At 54.6% G+C, this 15880-nt stretch carries 19 protein-coding genes; 18 read left to right on the top strand and 1 reads right to left on the bottom strand.

Annotated elements, in window-relative coordinates; genetic code table 11:
• Positions 1-300: 300 nt before the first annotated feature.
• The 11 genes from arsN2 to Q334_RS18555 all read left to right on the top strand — a co-directional run bounded on the left by arsN2 (position 301) and on the right by Q334_RS18555 (position 7626).
• Positions 301-747: an arsenic resistance N-acetyltransferase ArsN2 gene (gene arsN2, locus Q334_RS0108920; RefSeq protein WP_027312911.1), complete on the top strand. Its 447-nt coding sequence runs from the start codon at positions 301-303 to the stop codon at positions 745-747.
• 799 nt (positions 748-1546) lie between these two features.
• Positions 1547-1987 (top strand): hypothetical protein, encoded by a 441-nt coding sequence (locus Q334_RS18560; RefSeq protein ID WP_051527664.1) that lies wholly within the window; start codon positions 1547-1549, stop codon positions 1985-1987.
• A 100-nt stretch (positions 1988-2087) separates the two neighbouring features.
• Entirely contained in the window at positions 2088-2465 is a 378-nt protein-coding gene (locus Q334_RS0108905) for a DUF2513 domain-containing protein (RefSeq protein WP_027312909.1), read from the top strand.
• A 117-nt stretch (positions 2466-2582) separates the two neighbouring features.
• Entirely contained in the window at positions 2583-2999 is a 417-nt protein-coding gene (locus Q334_RS0108900) for a VOC family protein (RefSeq protein ID WP_027312908.1), read from the top strand.
• Positions 3000-3095: 96 nt separating this feature from the next.
• A complete protein-coding gene (locus Q334_RS0108895) occupies positions 3096-3509 on the top strand; it encodes a helix-turn-helix domain-containing protein (RefSeq protein ID WP_027312907.1) in 414 nt (137 codons plus the stop codon).
• A 79-nt stretch (positions 3510-3588) separates the two neighbouring features.
• On the top strand, positions 3589-4002 hold the full coding sequence (locus tag Q334_RS0108890) for a VOC family protein (protein ID WP_027312906.1): 414 nt from the start codon (positions 3589-3591) through the stop codon (positions 4000-4002).
• Between the two features lie 380 nt (positions 4003-4382).
• Positions 4383-4589: a cold-shock protein gene (locus Q334_RS0108885; RefSeq protein ID WP_027312905.1), complete on the top strand. Its 207-nt coding sequence runs from the start codon at positions 4383-4385 to the stop codon at positions 4587-4589.
• Between the two features lie 221 nt (positions 4590-4810).
• Positions 4811-6058 (top strand): RNA polymerase sigma factor, encoded by a 1248-nt coding sequence (locus Q334_RS0108880; RefSeq protein ID WP_027312904.1) that lies wholly within the window; start codon positions 4811-4813, stop codon positions 6056-6058.
• A gap of 115 nt (positions 6059-6173) precedes the next feature.
• Complete coding sequence (locus Q334_RS0108875; RefSeq protein ID WP_027312903.1) at positions 6174-6572, top strand: VOC family protein; 399 nt, start codon at positions 6174-6176, stop codon at positions 6570-6572.
• A gap of 54 nt (positions 6573-6626) precedes the next feature.
• The gene (locus Q334_RS0108870) at positions 6627-7010 is read left to right on the top strand and encodes a YciI family protein (RefSeq protein WP_027312902.1); all 384 of its coding nucleotides are present in this window, start codon (positions 6627-6629) and stop codon (positions 7008-7010) included.
• Positions 7011-7017: 7 nt separating this feature from the next.
• Complete coding sequence (locus Q334_RS18555) at positions 7018-7626, top strand: nucleotidyltransferase family protein (protein ID WP_051527663.1); 609 nt, start codon at positions 7018-7020, stop codon at positions 7624-7626.
• An 87-nt stretch (positions 7627-7713) separates the two neighbouring features.
• Here Q334_RS18555 and katG read toward each other — a convergent pair whose 3' ends face one another.
• A complete protein-coding gene (katG, locus tag Q334_RS0108860; protein ID WP_027312901.1) occupies positions 7714-9891 on the bottom strand; it encodes a catalase/peroxidase HPI in 2178 nt (725 codons plus the stop codon).
• A 255-nt stretch (positions 9892-10146) separates the two neighbouring features.
• On the opposite strand from katG, the gene Q334_RS0108855 reads away from it, so the two are divergent.
• The 7 genes from Q334_RS0108855 (at position 10147) to Q334_RS0108825 (ending at position 15786) form a co-directional block, all read left to right on the top strand.
• Positions 10147-11769 (top strand): acyl-CoA synthetase, encoded by a 1623-nt coding sequence (locus Q334_RS0108855; protein WP_027312900.1) that lies wholly within the window; start codon positions 10147-10149, stop codon positions 11767-11769.
• A gap of 126 nt (positions 11770-11895) precedes the next feature.
• Entirely contained in the window at positions 11896-12648 is a 753-nt protein-coding gene (modA, locus tag Q334_RS0108850; RefSeq protein WP_035461215.1) for a molybdate ABC transporter substrate-binding protein, read from the top strand.
• Between the two features lie 3 nt (positions 12649-12651).
• Positions 12652-13323, top strand: coding sequence for a molybdate ABC transporter permease subunit (modB, locus tag Q334_RS0108845; RefSeq protein WP_027312898.1), 672 nt, complete (start codon positions 12652-12654; stop codon positions 13321-13323).
• Positions 13320-14390 (top strand): molybdenum ABC transporter ATP-binding protein, encoded by a 1071-nt coding sequence (modC, locus tag Q334_RS0108840; protein WP_027312897.1) that lies wholly within the window; start codon positions 13320-13322, stop codon positions 14388-14390. The genes modB and modC overlap by 4 nt, the downstream gene beginning before the upstream one ends.
• A gap of 71 nt (positions 14391-14461) precedes the next feature.
• Entirely contained in the window at positions 14462-14890 is a 429-nt protein-coding gene (locus tag Q334_RS0108835) for a GFA family protein (RefSeq protein ID WP_027312896.1), read from the top strand.
• A 120-nt stretch (positions 14891-15010) separates the two neighbouring features.
• Positions 15011-15283, top strand: coding sequence for a type II toxin-antitoxin system TacA family antitoxin (locus tag Q334_RS0108830; protein ID WP_035461214.1), 273 nt, complete (start codon positions 15011-15013; stop codon positions 15281-15283).
• Complete coding sequence (locus tag Q334_RS0108825; RefSeq protein WP_035461212.1) at positions 15280-15786, top strand: GNAT family N-acetyltransferase; 507 nt, start codon at positions 15280-15282, stop codon at positions 15784-15786. The genes Q334_RS0108830 and Q334_RS0108825 overlap by 4 nt, the downstream gene beginning before the upstream one ends.
• Positions 15787-15880 lie beyond the last annotated feature (94 nt).

Raw genomic sequence — 15880 nt, 5'->3', positions numbered from 1 at the left:
GCATACCGATGCTAGGTAACGAAAGCGAATATTCGCTTATTGCTCGTCCCCACATCCCTGCGTGGGAAGGCATACCAAGGCTAGGGATGGATAAAAGCTGCCATCACATAAGAGTGACCGTGCTTATCAGCTTTGATGGAAGGGTGTAAAAGCCATAATGCTCAGAAAGCGGAATCTATTCACCAAAATTTGTGCAACCTAGGTATGTGAATAAAGCGTAGCATTGATGCTATATGCATTCCCACGCAGGAGCGTGGGAACGAGTGAACCGATCAACCCAACATAAAGTGCTTACTGCCGATGCAAATAAAACCCCTTCTCTCCATTGAGCCACTCAAGCAGGTACTCAGCGCCTGCGAGCTTCCCGTCGCTGATCTGGATGCCTTACCCCAGGCCAAATTCTTTTGCGGTATGGCGCAAGGGTCGCTGGTCGCCGTCGCGGGAATCGAACTCTATGATGAAGTCGCCCTCCTACGCTCGTTAGCTGTCTTGCCGCCGTATCGACACACCGGTATCGGTAGCGAGCTGGTTGACTATCTCGAATCTTTTGCCACACAACAGGGTGTCGCCCAGATGTATCTGCTCACCACCACTGCGGAGGCTTACTTCCGTCGACGAGGCTACGATGCAATGACACGCCATCAGGCGCCAAGCGCTATTCAAGCAACCTCTCAGTTCTCCGCACTGTGTCCGGCATCCTCAACGCTGCTCATCAAGCAGCTAAGAGCGAACCCAGACCGCCCGTAGCGGCCAGCCCCCTAACCCTACACATCCTTTAGATAGAGAGCAGACAAATTTGACGTCGTACAGCTCGGCGAGGATGTAAGAGGCCCAACAGTTTGGTGACGTTTCAACGTGCGTGTATTGCTACCAAAGTGTGCTTATTTTGATCTGGAATTTTTGGCAAAACTGGACGAATATCAACCCGTTAGGGAAAGCGAGCTGCAAGATAATGCGTAATGTTTTGCAGAAAAACGTGCATGCGCGTTTTTAATGAAGAAAGTCTGTCTTGAAGTCGTTTTTCCTAATTTTATTTAAACCACTTAGCTTTTCTCCATTGCGTTTAGCAGAGAAAATAAGTATGCACAGGATAAAATGATATAGGACATAAAATGAAAATATGGATTTCAGCCTTATTTGTCTTTTTTCTTGCAGGGTGTGCCAGCCACTATGACTCACTTTATCCTCATTCAGCTGCATCAAAATATGGCTGCCAATACACATCTGACAGCGAATACAACTGCCCTAACTCTATTCCTGGACATTTTAAAGCCGCTAACAATTGCACTTGGGTTGATAGTTACGTCAAGGCAGATGGCACATATGTAAGTAGCCATATGCGGTGCAAAATTAGCGAAAAGTCCGCATACCCAAGTGCATCTGGTTCCAACTGCCATTATGTAAGTGGCTATCGCCGTAAAAATGGTACATATGTGAGCGGATATACCAGGTGCCGGTAACCTATACTACATTGCAGTCTTACGGGTCTCCACGGGACAACCAAGACCACCTTTTAGCGCGGCATTATGCCCCCTAGGAGAGTAAAGTGTTAATCCAAGACATTGACCTTGAAACCCTGCTTCACGAATTCGTTACAGAACAGCATCAGCTATTAGCAAACGACTCTAGTGAGCAATCCATCTCTCATCAACTTGCAAGGAAGTTGGCTGAAGCATTTTCAGACTACCATGTTGACTGCGAGTACAATCGAGACATTGAGAAAATAAAACGCCTAATTTATGCCATTTCGCCAAACGGTTCAGCCTCTGAGCGCAATGTTGTTCCTGACATAATCATTCATCGACGGATGACTAATGACAATCTAATAGCTATTGAAGTGAAAAAATCCACGAACCAAGAACAAAGCTTCAAGGATCGATCAAAACTCAGGGCATTTAGAGAGCAACTAGGCTACCAGCACACACTATTTGTACGCTTCCTCACAGGCTCAGAGAACACAGGAATATCAGAATGTGAATTCATATAAGCGCATAACAATGCGCTTTACTGTCGCTCACTTAGTTCGCAGGGCAGTAAAAAATACGCTTTTGTCTATCGTTAGACATTATCATCCGGGAACTCTGCATATGAAGCGCAACTGGGACATTGTTCGAGAAATATTGACAAAAATGGAGGAGTGCTCCTCTCCTGGCGACACACTGAGTTTGTCGAGCTTTGACACTGAACGCGCTGCTGAAATCTCCTATCACGCTGAACTACTGCTAGAAGCCGGTCTGATTGATGGGCAGATGTCGAAGACCATTAATCATGGCCCACATGGCTTTTTCCTTCGCCGTCTTACTTGGAGCGGCCATGAATTTCTCGACAGCATCCGTAGTGATAGCATCTGGAAAAAAACGAAGAACGTTTTCGCGTCTAAGGGTATTGAAATGACTGTAGATCTTGTCAAATCTGTGGCCACCGAACTTACAAACTCCGCCCTCAAAGGAGAGATCGGTGGCTAATAATGAGATCGAGAGGACGCCCAGCATTCTGCTGAGCTCTCTCCTTTCGGTCGCTGCCTAGCACCTCAAACGTTATAAACCCGACCTACCCACAAACCATAGACACCTATTAGCAATATGAAACCAAGCATCACTGTTATCACTATTGGTGTGGATAATTTAGCAGCCTCTTTGCGCTTCTATCGTGATGGGCTGGGTTTTCCGACAGAAGGCATTGTCGGCGAGGAGTTCGAGTACGGGGCGGTTGTATTTATTGACCTGCAACCCGGCCTTCGCTTGGCGCTCTGGCCACGCAAGAGCATCGCCCATGACACCGGCCTGGCAGTCAGCCCCGCCAGCCCTACCGAAATGACGCTGGGCCACAATGTATCCTCAAAAGCAGAGGTCGATGCAGTCATGGCCAGGGCAGCTGCGGCGGGGGCGACCATCATCAAGCCTGCCCATGACACTTTTTGGGGTGGATACTCGGGCTATTTCCAGGATCCAGACCAACATCTGTGGGAGGTCGTGTGGAATCCTCAGTGGTCATCGTGAGGCTTGGGCTATTTAAGCCCATTCAAGTGTGAGTGCATGGCCAAAGTGCTACTTTATATGGGCAGAGTCCATCTCAACTGAATCAAGAGAGCCTCTATGACTGCTAACTATAAATTAAAAAGATTAAATGCTAGCAGGGACTATATTGCTGACCACTTTCAAGCCGAACTCAGCTTATCAGCGATAGCACAGTGCTCAAATATGTCGCTTTATCACTTTTTGCGTACTTTCAAGGATACTTACGGCGAAACTCCTAAAGAATTTTTGATTCGGCTGAGAGTCGAACAAGCCAAGAGAATGCTTATTACAGAAAACTTTAGCGTCTCCGAAGTTTGCGAGTATGTGGGTTACACAAGCCTTGGCAGCTTTTCTTCATTATTTTTAAAAAAAGTGGGTATGACACCTACTCTATATCGCCGCAAGCTTTGGAGCTTGTCTTCTGAAGCGTTTCGCTTTCCCGCGCAGGTGATTCCCGCCTGTTTTGCCTACCATTTTTTGGGCAAGAGATAGCAAAGTGAGCAATATTGGAGAAATATCGTGCTGAGTTTTTCGATAAGCTCAAGGTGAACTAACCACAAGGAGCACCTAGATGATCACTGCCATAGCCCATGCAACAATATACGTACTGAATCAGGACGAAGCGCTTGATTTTTATAAAAACAAGCTTGGTTTTGCGGTCGGTGACGACATGCAAGTAGAAGGAGGTTTCCGATGGCTAACGGTATATCCGAAGCCTAATTCACAACTTCAGTTGGTCTTAGCAGAACCCAAAGAAGGGCCGATGTTCAGCCAAGACGCTGCCGAAAAAATACGCAGCTTAATCAAGGAAGGTGCCTTTGGAGCAGGGGTTTTCGAAACTGAAAACTGCCAAAGAACTTACGAGGAGCTGGTAGCCAAAGGGGTAGAGTTTGTCCAGCCACCGACTGAACAGCTGTATGGCATCGAAGCGATGGGGATAGACAACTCCGGCAACTGGTTTAGTTTGGTTCAACGTAAAGCTTGAATATCGCGCTGACGCTGAGCCCGATCCGCTCCGGGTAAAACAGAGAACCACTCAACTCGCACCCAATTATCGCCCCTCCAACTAGCTCGTGGCAGGCCCTGTCCTAGCTGGTTGGCAACCAGCCATGGGTGTACCAGCCCAAGCACGCCCCCTTTCTGCTCACTAAATAAACAAAATTTAAAAAAACGCTAGGTAATCGCGCCAACCTCGTATACAGTAACCGGGCTTAAGAGTAACTCCTCCTTTTATGCCACTGCGTAGTCCTTCCTGAGTAAGTACCTCGTGTAGTAATCATAAATACCGGCTTTACCTAAGCATCCTTGACCCTTCAGACACTTCGTCAGGGTTTTAATGCATCTTCGTATACGAGAGAACTTACTATGTCTACTCAAACTGGCACCGTAAAATGGTTTAACGAAACTAAAGGTTTTGGCTTCATCGCTCAGGAAAATGGTCCTGACGTGTTTGCTCACTTTAGCGCCATCGTTAGCTCTGGCTTCAAGACTCTGGTTGAAGGCCAGCAAGTTCAGTTTACCGTTGTTAAAGGCCAGAAAGGTCTGCAGGCAGAAAACATCCAGGTGCTGTAAGCCCTTGATGCTCTGCTGAGCAACGACAGTGCAGGGAGTCTCTTCCTGCATTGCTAAGACGCCCGCCAACCTCTGTGTTCGCGGGCGTTTTTATTGCCCGTTGATTGGCGAATGGCGACCACTCTCTGCCAACACGACCCTCCCTATCTGCATTGGACACGCTAGACTAACCTTCGATGGCTCACACGCCCTAGTCAGGTTCCTTTTGCCATGGAGGCTTCATGTCCGTCGATCCTTACCTGCAAAGCGCTGTTGAACAGCTGTACCGTCAGGAGTCGCGGCGGGTGTTGGCCACCTTGATTCGTTTATTGGGGGGCAACTTCGAGCTGGCCGAAGAGGCCATGCATGAGGCCTTTAGCGCCGCCTTGCAGCAGTGGCCCACCGCCATGCCGGACAACCCACGCGCCTGGCTGATCTCCACCGGACGCTTCAAAGCGATAGATCAACTGCGCCGTCGTGCCCGCTTTGATCATTCCCTGGATGAGGTGCTCGATACCCTGGTCAGTGCAGAGGAGGAGCACAACGAGATTGAAGATGATCGTCTGCGCCTGATCTTCGTCTGCTGCCACCCCAGTCTGGCGACAGAGGCACAGGTGGCCCTCACCCTGCGTGAGCTTTGTGACCTCACCACTGAACAGATCGCCCAAGCCTTTCTTTGCCCGCCCAGCACCCTGGCCCAGCGTATTGTGCGGGCCAAGGCCAAGATTCGCGATGCACGGATTCCCTTTGAGGTGCCTGCCCCACAGGAGTGGCCCACGCGCCTTGCCGCCGTCTTACAGGTAATTTATCTGGTCTTTAATGAAGGCTATTCCGCCTCTTCCGGCAGCAGCCTGTTACAGACGGATTTGAGTAGCGAGGCCCTTCGCCTCGCGCATTTATTGCTGGAGTTGCTACCCGCTGAACACGCCACCGAAGCTCAGGGGCTACTGGCGCTGATGTTGTTACATGATGCCCGCCGCTTGGCACGCACTAGTGCAGAGGGGGAACTACTCACCCTGGAGCAACAGGATCGCAGCCTGTGGAATCAGGCACAGATCGCCAGCGGGGTCGAACTCACCCTCACCGCGCTGCGTTCGGGACGCTTTGGCCCTTACACTTTGCAGGCCGCAATCGCCGCCGTGCATGCGGAGGCCGTCACCTACGCAGAGACCGATTGGGCCCAGATTGTCGGCCTCTATGATGCCCTCTGGCAGCTTCAGCCCAGCCCGGTGGTGGCGCTGAATCGGGCGGTTGCCTTATCGATGCGCGATGGCCCGGCCGCAGGCTTGGCCGCCGTGGAAGGGTTATTAGCGGCGGGCCAGCTCAGCCACTACCATCTACTCCACGCTGCCCGCGCCGATCTGTATCGCCGTCTCGGCCAGCTGGACGCCGCTCGCCAAGCCTACCAGCAGGCGCTGACACTGACCCAACAGGCCCCGGAACAACGCTTTCTGCAACGTCGTTTGGCTGAATTAGAAAAATTTTTCTGACTACTGTCGAAAACGCTTCAGCCGATTCGACTAAGAGGTACGCAGGACTGAAGGCCGTCGTCCTGCCATACCGGGCGCAAGCTCAGGGATCATTCTGCCAACCTAAGGAATCACCATGTCTAAGCAAATCTTCGTCAATCTGCCGGTTAAAGACTTGCCCAAATCCATTGAGTTTTTTGGCGCCCTTGGTTTCAGCTTTAACCCCCAGTTCACTGATGACACCGCCACCTGCATGATCGTGGCGGACAATATCTATGTGATGCTGCTGACCGAAGCCAAATTTCAGAGTTTTACCCCGAAGCCATTGGTCGATGCCAAGCAGCACAGCGAAGTGCTGATTTGCCTCTCCTGTGACAGTGATGCGGAAGTGGATCAGCTGGTTCGCAAGGCGGTGGCAGCGGGCGGGCGCACCTATAAGGAGGCCGATGACTATGGCTTTATGTATGGCCATGGTTTTGAGGATCTGGATGGCCATATCTGGGAATTGGTGCATCTGCGTGCCATGCCAAGCTAATCCCCTGCCCCGGTCAGCAACTGGCCGGGGCCACTTAAACTGGGAGGGAACACCATGAAATACCTATGTCTGGTCTATTACTCGGAGGCCCAGATGAGTCAGCTCAGTCAAAGCGATTGGGATGCCCTCAACCGCGAATGCATGGGCTGTGGCGAAGGTTTGCAGGCTGGTGGCCACCTGCTTGCCGGAGAAGCCTTGCTGCCGACTCAGACCGCCACCACGCTACGGGTGCGTGACGGCAAGCTCACCATCACGGACGGCCCCTTTGCCGAAACCAAAGAGCAACTGGCCGGCTTCTACTTACTTGAAGCCCGGGATCTGAATGCCGCTCTGCAACTGGCCAGTCAAATTCCGCCTGCCCGTTATGGCTCGGTGGAAGTACGGCCGGTGCGGGAGCTGCAACCGCAGAATAATATTAGCTACACCACAGCTGACTAACTGCCCCATGTACACTGACACACCACTCCATCATGTTCACGAAGCTGCGGATGCTGCCACTATTACGACCCTGTTACGGGCTGACCCATGGCGGCTGGAAGCCTTACAGGCATTGGCTGAGTTAGCCTTGCCCGATGCCTTTATTGCTGCCGGCTTTGTGCGCAATCTGATCTGGGACTACCTACACGGTTATTCCTCTACCCCTTTGCTGGATGTCGATGTCATCTACTTTGATCGCCACACACTGGATGCCGCACCAGACATTCAGCATCAACTCAGCCGCCTCCTACCAACTTGTCCCTGGCAGGTAAAAAATCAGGCCAACATGCATCTGCGCAATGGTGATCCTCCCTATTTCAGCAGCTGCGATGCGATGCGCTATTGGCCAGAGCTAGAAACAGCACTGGCGGCCAGACTCAATCAACAGGGACAGATTGAACTGGCCGCCCCCTTCGGAATCACTTCAGTGATGGCAGGGCAACTCACTCCGAATCCCCAACGCCCTTATGCTCTATTTGCTCAACGACTGCAAAGTAAGAGATGGCTACACATCTGGCCGCACTTACGCATCATGCCAATGCCATTGTTATCGCCACAAAAAACAGCCCGGTGGTGATTAACCATCCGGGCTGTTGGCTCTGAACACTGGGGCTAAGGTAGCCTTTGCCCTGTGTGTAACCTTCCTCTTGTCAGGTCCCCTTGATCAAGCTAACAGGTCAAAGCGGTCCGCATTCATCACCTTATTCCAGACGGCGATAAAGTCGTGGACAAACTTCTCCCGGTTATCGTCCTGGGCATATACCTCGGCATAGGCGCGCAGAATAGAGTTGGAACCAAACACCAGATCAACCCGGGTGGCCGTCCACTTCAACTGGTCCGAGGCGCGTTCACGAATTTCATAACGATTACGGCCAACCGGTACCCAGCGGTAGTTCATGTCGGTCAGGTTGATAAAGAAGTCAGGGGTCAGGGCACCCACCCGATCGGTAAATACCCCTTCTTGACTGCCGCCATGATTGGTACCCAGCACCCGCATGCCACCGAGCAACACGGTCATTTCCTTAGCACTGAGACCGAGCAGCTGGGCACGGTCGAGCAGCAGTTCTTCCGGCTTGACCTGATAGTGCTGCTTTTGCCAATTACGGAAGCCATCCGCCAGCGGCTCCAGCACGGCGAAGGAGTCGATATCCGTCATTTCCTGGCTGGCATCACCACGGCCAGGGGCGAAGGGCACGCTGACGTTAAAACCTGCGGCTTGCGCGGCCTGTTCAATCCCCAGATTGCCCCCCAGCACGATAATATCCGCCAGGCTAACCCCGGTCTCAGCGGCAATCGGCTGATAGCACGCCAGCACCTTGGCCAGTCGCTCCGGTTCATTGGCTGCCCAGTCCTTCTGGGGTGCAAGGCGAATCCGTGCGCCATTAGCGCCACCACGTTTGTCGGAGTCCCGATAGGTGCGGGCACTGTCCCAGGCGGTGCTGACCAACTCGGCAATACTGAGTCCGCAGGCGGCAATCTTGGCTTTCACCGCCGCCACATCGTAGTCACGGCGCCCGGCTGGGATAGGGTCCTGCCAGAGCAGATCTTCTGCCGGTACATCGGGACCAAAGTAGCGACTCTTCGGCCCCATGTCGCGGTGAGTCAGTTTGAACCAGGCCCGGGCAAATACCTCGGCAAAGTAATCCGGATCCTGATAGAAACGCTCGGAGATGGCACGGTAGGCCGGGTCCATCTTCAGCGCCATATCGGCATCAGTCATAATCGGACTGTGGCGAATGCTGGGGTCTTCCACGTCCACCGGCTTGTCTTCTTCCTTGATGTTGATTGGCTGCCATTGCCAAGCCCCCGCCGGGCTCTTGTGCAGTTCCCAGTCATAGTTGAGCAGCAGATAGAAGTAGCCGTTATCCCATTGGGTAGGATGAGTCGTCCAGGCCCCCTCAAGGCCACTGGTCACCGTATCGCGGCCAATGCCACGGGCTTTGTGGTTATTCCAGCCCAGTCCCTGCTCGTCCAACTCGGCGCCTTCAGGAGCCGGGCTCAAGTCCGCCGGATTACCATTGCCATGGGCTTTACCAACGGTATGGCCACCGGCAGTCAGGGCGACGGTTTCTTCATCATTCATGGCCATGCGGGCAAAGGTGACGCGCATATCGGCGGCAGTTTTCAGAGGGTCAGGGTTGCCATCCACCCCTTCCGGGTTCACGTAGATCAACCCCATCATCACCGCTGCCAGCGGGTTTTCCAGCTCGCGCTGGCCGGAGTAACGGCTACCTTCGCTACCCGTGGGGGCCAACCACTCTTTCTCGGAGCCCCAGTAGGTGTCTTTTTCCGGATGCCAGATATCTTCACGGCCAAAGGCAAAGCCAAAGGTTTTCAGCCCCATCGATTCGTAGGCCATATTGCCTGCCAGAATCATCAAGTCTGCCCAGCTGATTTTGTTGCCGTACTTTTTCTTGATCGGCCAGAGTAAACGGCGGGCTTTATCCAGATTGGCGTTATCTGGCCAGGAATTCAGCGGGGCAAAGCGTTGGTTGCCCGTGCCAGCCCCACCGCGGCCATCCGCCACCCGGTAAGAGCCGGCCGAGTGCCAGGCCATGCGGATCATCAGGCCACCGTAATGGCCCCAGTCCGCAGGCCACCAGGGTTGGCTGGCGGTCATCAGATCTTTAAGGTCTTGTTTCAGCGCCGCCACATCCAGGCTTTTCAGGGCTTCGCGGTAGTTAAAGTCCGCCGCATAAGGGTTAGTTTTGCTGTCATGCTGATGGAGAATGTCCAGGTTCAACGCCTCCGGCCACCAGGCCGGATTACCCTGAGCATTATTAGTCAGGCTGCCGTGCATCACGGGGCATTGGCCCCCTGTGTTGTGTTGTGAACTCATCATCTCTCTCCCAAGCTAAGTGCATTGAAGCGGTAGAAGAAAGACTAGTAGAGCCCTCTGTCACTGCCCAATTGAGCCTGTTGATCGCATCTATAGTGAAACTTTATCGCTGTCCTAGTCTTTGATAGCTCCACCCTGATCTACAACCTTTGCCTAATGGCAGCCCGCCTGTCCCTACCCTACTCTGAACCAATTAGGGAAAACCCTTAAAACCAATAACAATATCGCCGCACGACGCTGATCGTCAGGAGGGAGACTATGACCGCCCACCCCTTTGCCCTGGGACTGGATCCCAATCCCGCCAATTACACCGCCCTCAGCCCCCTGAGTTTCCTGGCGCGTAGTGCCGAGGTATACCCCGAGCGGGTCGCAGTGATTCACCAGCAAGTAAGACGTAACTGGCGGGATACCTATCGCCGCTGCAAGCAGTTGGCCAGCGCTCTGCAACGACGCGGTATTGGCAAGGGTGATACGGTGGCGGTGATGGCACCGAATATTCCGGAAATGTTCGAGGCCCACTTTGCCATTCCGATGGCCGGTGCGGTGCTCAACGCCCTCAATATCCGTCTGGATGCCGAGGCCCTGGGCTTTATCCTCGCCCACGGTGAAGCCAAGGTGGTGCTGGTTGATCGCGAATTTACTGAGGTAATCCGTCAAGCGGTTGCCCGCCTGCCCGAGCCGCCGTTATTGGTGGATATTGAGGATGCCAGTTATAGCGGCGGCGAGCCGATCTCCCCCCTCAGTTATGAAGCCCTCCTGGCAGAAGGGGATGTGGACTTTGCCTGGCAGCTGCCCGAGAACGAATGGGATGCGATTTCCCTTAACTACACCTCCGGCACCACCGGCGACCCCAAAGGGGTGGTCTATCACCACCGGGGCGCCTACCTCAATGCGTTGAGCAATCTGATTTCCTGGGAAATGGGCCTGCATCCGGTCTATCTCTGGACCCTGCCGATGTTCCATTGCAATGGCTGGTGTTTTCCCTGGTCCATTGCCGCCAGTGCCGGGGTCAGCGTCTGCCTGCGCCAAGTACGGGCAGAGCCGGTCTATCAACTGATTCGCGAAGAAAAAGTCAGCCATTTCTGTGGCGCCCCCATCGTCCTCAATATGCTCAATAACGCCGATACCAGTCTGAAAGCCGGTATCGACCATCAAGTCAAGGTAATGACTGCCGGCGCCGCGCCCCCTGCATCGGTGATTGCCGGAATGGAAGCCATGGGCTTCAGCGTCACCCATGTCTATGGTCTGACCGAAACCTACGGCCCCTGCGTGGTCTGTGCCTGGCATGACGAATGGGACGAGCAACCGCTGGAGCAGCGTGCCCGCCTCAAAGCCCGTCAGGGGGTAAAAGCACCGATGCAGGAAGGCTTAATGGTGGCTAACCCCAATACCCTGGAGCCGGTCGCCCAAGATGGGCAAACCCTGGGGGAGATCATGATTCGCGGTAATCTGGTGATGAAGGGCTACCTGAAAAACCCCAGCACCACGGATAAATCCTTTCAGGGCGGCTGGTTCCACTCCGGCGACTTGGCAGTATGGCACCCGGACGGCTATATCGAGATCAAGGATCGCAGCAAGGACATCATCATCTCCGGCGGCGAGAACATCTCCAGCATTGAGGTCGAGGATGTACTCTATCGTCATCCGGCGGTGATGGAGGCGGCAGTCGTGGCAAAATACGATGAAAAATGGGGTGAGGTGCCCTGTGCCTGCATCACCCTCAAAGCGGGGGCGGACACCACTGAAGCCGATATCATCGCCTTCTGCCGTCAGCACCTGGCCCACTTTAAAGCCCCGAAAAAAGTTATCTTTGGCGAACTGCCGAAAACCTCCACCGGCAAAATCCAAAAATTTGTGCTGCGTGACCTAGCCAACCAATAACAACCAATCAGGCAATGGCTAGCCAGCGCGCAAGCCAACTCGGCTAGGCGCTACCTCCTGGGGTGGATGGACGCTCCCAGGCCGCCATGCTAAAACTGGGCACAGATTCCATAAGGAGCTGCGCCCATGTTGCGCTTGGTTTTGCCTGCACTATTTCTCAGTATTGTCGCCACCTTGGCCCGTGCCGAACAGGCCACCCTGGCGGTGGCCTCAAACTTTACCGGTACGCTGGAAGCACTGCTGGTTGGCTTTCATCAGCAGTACCCCCAGCATCAGGTGCAGGCCAGCTATGCCTCCACCGGCAAGCTCTACACCCAAATCCGCCAAGGGGCACCCTTCGCCGCCTTTCTCGCTGCCGATAGCAGCCATCCGCAACTGGCGGAGCAAGAAGGATTAGCCCTGGCCGGCAACCGTTTCAGCTATGCCCAGGGACAGCTGGCACTGTGGTTCCCCCATCTCAACCTGCAGGACCCTGCCACCGAGCTGGCCCAGGCGGATTTCCGCTTTCTCGCCCTGGCTAATCCTGCCACCGCCCCCTACGGTCAGGCGGCACTAGAGGTGATCGAGCGGCTGCAACTGAGCAACGCCCTGCAAGGACGGCTGGTGCAAGGGGAGAACATTGCGCAAACCTATCAGTTTGTCGCCAGTGGCAATGCCGAGCTGGGCTTTGTCGCCCTGGCGCAATTGCGCCAGGCTGAGGGGATAACGGCTGAGCAGTATTGGCTGCCTCCCCAGGACTGGTATCAACCCATCGTGCAACAGGCCGTGCTGCTTAAACAGGGCGAACACAACCAGGCTGCGCAAGATTTTTTGCACTACCTGCGCCAACCCGCCGCCAAAGCCCTGATCCAGGCTCATGGCTATCGGGTGGAGGACTAAGCCTTGCTGAGTACGCTGAACTGGCAGCCCCTCTGGCTCACCCTGGAGCTGGCTGCCGTCACCACATTATTACTGCTGCTATTAGGCACCCCGCTGGCCTGGTGTCTGGCCCGCAGCCGAAGCCGCGCCAAACCTTTCTGGGAGGCGATTATCGCCCTGCCCTTGGTGCTACCGCCCACGGTGCTGGGTTTTTATTTACTGCTGATCCTCGGCCCCCAGGGCTGGGTCGGCCAGCTTACCCAAAGCCTGGGATTAGGTTTATTGCCCTTTAGCTTTGCCGGTTTGGTGCTGGCCTCCTGCCTGTATTCCCTGCCCTTTGTGGTACAGCCGATTCAGAATGCCTTTGCCAGCCAGGGAGCACGACCAATGGAGGTAGCCGCCACCCTGGGTTACAGCCCGCTGCGTGGTTTTTTCGCGGTCGCCCTGCCCCTGGCCCGTCCCGGTATTGTCAGCGGTGCGGTGCTGGGTTTTGCCCACACCCTGGGGGAATTCGGCGTGGTGCTGATGGTTGGCGGCAATATCCCTGGCCAAACCAAGGTGGTGTCGATTGCCATCTACGATTATGTGGAGCGCCTCGACTATGCCAGCGCCCATAGCCTGTCACTGGTGATGCTGGTGTTGTCATTCAGCCTGTTGTGGCTGCTGTACCGCCTCAATCAAAGGAGTCAGGGATGATTCACGCCCAGTTTCAATTGCAGCGGGCCGAGTTCAAGCTGGCGCTGGATCTGCAACTCCCCAGCCAGGGCATTACTGCCATCTTCGGCCCTTCCGGCTGCGGCAAAACCACCCTGCTGCGCGCTATTGCCGGGCTGGAGTCCTGCCAGCAGGCACAGATGAGTCTGGGGGGGGAGTGCTGGCACGACTCCAGCCGTGGCTACTGCCTGCCAACCCACCAGCGCCCCCTTGGTTATGTATTTCAGGAGGCCAGTCTGTTTGAGCACCTGGATACCGCCGCCAACCTGCGCTTTGGCTATCGTTTGCTAGCGCCGGAACAACGCCATATCGCATTTGATCAGGTGGTGGATAGCCTCGGCTTGAGCAAATTGCTCAAACGCCGTCCCCATCAGCTGTCCGGTGGCGAGCGCCAGCGGGTAGCCCTTGGCCGCGCCCTGTTGCGCAGTCCACGCTTATTGCTCTGTGATGAGCCGCTGTCAGCCCTCGACCATGACTCCCAGGACGCCATCCTCCACTACTTCGAGCAGATTCAACGCCAATTTGCCCTGCCCTGGCTCTATGTCACTCACTCTCCACGGGAAGTGGCGCGCTTGGCCGACCATCTGGTATTGCTCGATCAAGGCCAGGTGTTGGCTCAGGGCCCGGTAGCGGAACTGCTTACCCGTACCGATTTGCCCCTGGCCCGACGTGCCGATGCCGAAAGCCTGCTGCAAGCCCGGGTCCTGGCTCACGATCACCACTATCAGCTCACCCGGGTACGCTGCCACGGGGGTGAAGATTTGCTGCTGCCCAAGCTGGATCGCCCCATCGGCGCGGAGGTACGGGTACAGGTATTGGCCAAAGATGTCAGCCTCGCCCGGGATAACACCGGCAGCAATAGTTTTCTCAATGTGTTACCCACCCAGGTGGAAAGTGTCAGTGCGGATGAGGGTCCCTTTGCGCTGGTGCGGCTGCGCTTGAAAGAGCAAAGCCTACTGGCACGGATTACCCGTAAATCCGCCGATGACTTACTGCTACAAGCGGGGATGCCGATTTATGCCCAGGTGAAGGGGGTGGCACTGCTATAACTGGCCAAATGGGAGGTAGCCAACTACAACTAGGCTGTTCATAACATTTGCCAACAGCAAAGGAGGCCAGGATGTCAGCGACTTCCAACCAGCAAGTTGAGGGGCAATGCCTGTGCGGAGCCGTCACTTTTCAAGCCAGCCAGGTTTGTGCCGAGGTGGGCGTTTGTCACTGCGGCATCTGCCGCCGCTGGGGCGGCGGGCCTTTTCTCGCAGTGGAAGCGGGAACCCAGGTAACCTTCCAGGGACAAGAGCAGATTGGCCTCTATGCCTCATCGGAATGGGCAGAGCGTGGTTTCTGCAAAAGCTGCGGTACCCACTTGTTCTACCGCCTGAAAGAGCAACAGACTCACTTTATTCCAGTCGGCCTCATTAACGATCTGCAGCAACCCGTACTGGATCACCAGATCTTTATCGATAAAAAGCCCAGCTTCTATGATTTTGCCAATGTCACCACCAACCTGACGGAAGCGGAGGTCTTTGCCCGCTATGCGCCAGAATGACAGGTGGCGATAGCCAGGGTTGTGAATAAAGGACAGTGGGCAACCTCAACCCTGTATTGACAATAGCTATACAGAAGCCTAGGGTTTTGTGTAGCTATTGTATTTACATGGGATCAAGTTATGCGTGATGCATCCATCAATATCCGTGCACTGCCCGAGCAACGGGATCTGATTGACACAGCGGCCACCTTACTGGGTAAAAACCGCTCTGACTTTATGTTAGAAGCGGCCTGCGCACAGGCGAAAGCCGTTTTACTGGATCAAACCCTCTTCCAACTCGATGAAGTCAACATGCAGCACTTTATCGCCATGCTGGATGCTCCCGTCCAGGACAACCCAGGCATCACCCGCTTAATGGCAGTCAAAGCCCCTTGGGAAGCAGACTCTGTATGACACTGACCGCTCCCCATCCCCTGGATAGCCACCATCAGCTTCAGGACTTTGACTGTGGGGAGTCCACACTCAATGACTGGCTAAAACGGCGCGCTTTAAGCAATCAACTCAGTGGTGCCAGCCGTACCTTTGTCGTCAGCAACCCTAGCACACAGGTACTCGGCTACTATGCATTAGCAGCCGGAGCAGTCTGCCATAAACTGGCGACCAACCCTACTCGCCGCAATATGCCAGACCCCATTCCGGTGCTTATCTTAGCCAGGTTAGCCGTTGATAAACGGATGCAAGGCATGCAGCTAGGCGCTGCCTTACTGCAAGATGCCGTCAAACGTGCGCTGAAGGTCGCCGATGACACCGGGGTACGCGCCTTACTCGTGCATGCTCTGGATGAACCCGCCAAACAGTTCTACCTCCACTATGGTTTTCAGCCATCCCCCATTCAGCCGATGACCCTGATGTTGTGCTTACCGTCACTCCCTAAGCGAGTGGCTGAACTGCCATAAAAAAGCCGCCAGTTCCCATTGACGGGAGACTGGCGGTGCTCAGACAAACAGAAAGTTTTCACTAGCATGGCAGGCCAGCGCCTACCGCCACTCA

Origin of the sequence: Balneatrix alpica DSM 16621 (assembly GCF_000619885.1) — a bacterium.
Taxonomy (GTDB): domain Bacteria; phylum Pseudomonadota; class Gammaproteobacteria; order Pseudomonadales; family Balneatricaceae; genus Balneatrix; species Balneatrix alpica.
The sequence above is the reverse complement of the archived record's forward strand: the minus strand, read 5'-3'. Positions and strand labels throughout refer to the sequence as shown.

Excerpts from the sequence above, each read along its gene's own strand:
- Q334_RS0108825 (WP_035461212.1), top strand. The coding sequence starts at position 15,280 with ATGACACTGACCGCTCCCCATCCCCTGGATAGCCACCATCAGCTTCAG.
- Q334_RS0108880 (WP_027312904.1), top strand. The coding sequence starts at position 4,811 with ATGTCCGTCGATCCTTACCTGCAAAGCGCTGTTGAACAGCTGTACCGT.
- Q334_RS0108855 (WP_027312900.1), top strand. The coding sequence starts at position 10,147 with ATGACCGCCCACCCCTTTGCCCTGGGACTGGATCCCAATCCCGCCAAT.
- Q334_RS0108835 (WP_027312896.1), top strand. The coding sequence starts at position 14,462 with ATGTCAGCGACTTCCAACCAGCAAGTTGAGGGGCAATGCCTGTGCGGA.
- Q334_RS0108905 (WP_027312909.1), top strand. The coding sequence starts at position 2,088 with ATGAAGCGCAACTGGGACATTGTTCGAGAAATATTGACAAAAATGGAG.
- Q334_RS0108895 (WP_027312907.1), top strand. The coding sequence starts at position 3,096 with ATGACTGCTAACTATAAATTAAAAAGATTAAATGCTAGCAGGGACTAT.
- Q334_RS0108890 (WP_027312906.1), top strand. The coding sequence starts at position 3,589 with ATGATCACTGCCATAGCCCATGCAACAATATACGTACTGAATCAGGAC.
- Q334_RS0108870 (WP_027312902.1), top strand. The coding sequence starts at position 6,627 with ATGAAATACCTATGTCTGGTCTATTACTCGGAGGCCCAGATGAGTCAG.
- arsN2 (WP_027312911.1), top strand. The coding sequence starts at position 301 with ATGCAAATAAAACCCCTTCTCTCCATTGAGCCACTCAAGCAGGTACTC.
- modC (WP_027312897.1), top strand. The coding sequence starts at position 13,320 with ATGATTCACGCCCAGTTTCAATTGCAGCGGGCCGAGTTCAAGCTGGCG.
- Q334_RS0108900 (WP_027312908.1), top strand. The coding sequence starts at position 2,583 with ATGAAACCAAGCATCACTGTTATCACTATTGGTGTGGATAATTTAGCA.
- modA (WP_035461215.1), top strand. The coding sequence starts at position 11,896 with ATGTTGCGCTTGGTTTTGCCTGCACTATTTCTCAGTATTGTCGCCACC.
- Q334_RS0108875 (WP_027312903.1), top strand. The coding sequence starts at position 6,174 with ATGTCTAAGCAAATCTTCGTCAATCTGCCGGTTAAAGACTTGCCCAAA.
- Q334_RS18555 (WP_051527663.1), top strand. The coding sequence starts at position 7,018 with ATGTACACTGACACACCACTCCATCATGTTCACGAAGCTGCGGATGCT.
- katG (WP_027312901.1), bottom strand. The coding sequence starts at position 9,891 with ATGATGAGTTCACAACACAACACAGGGGGCCAATGCCCCGTGATGCAC.
- Q334_RS0108830 (WP_035461214.1), top strand. The coding sequence starts at position 15,011 with ATGCGTGATGCATCCATCAATATCCGTGCACTGCCCGAGCAACGGGAT.
- Q334_RS0108885 (WP_027312905.1), top strand. The coding sequence starts at position 4,383 with ATGTCTACTCAAACTGGCACCGTAAAATGGTTTAACGAAACTAAAGGT.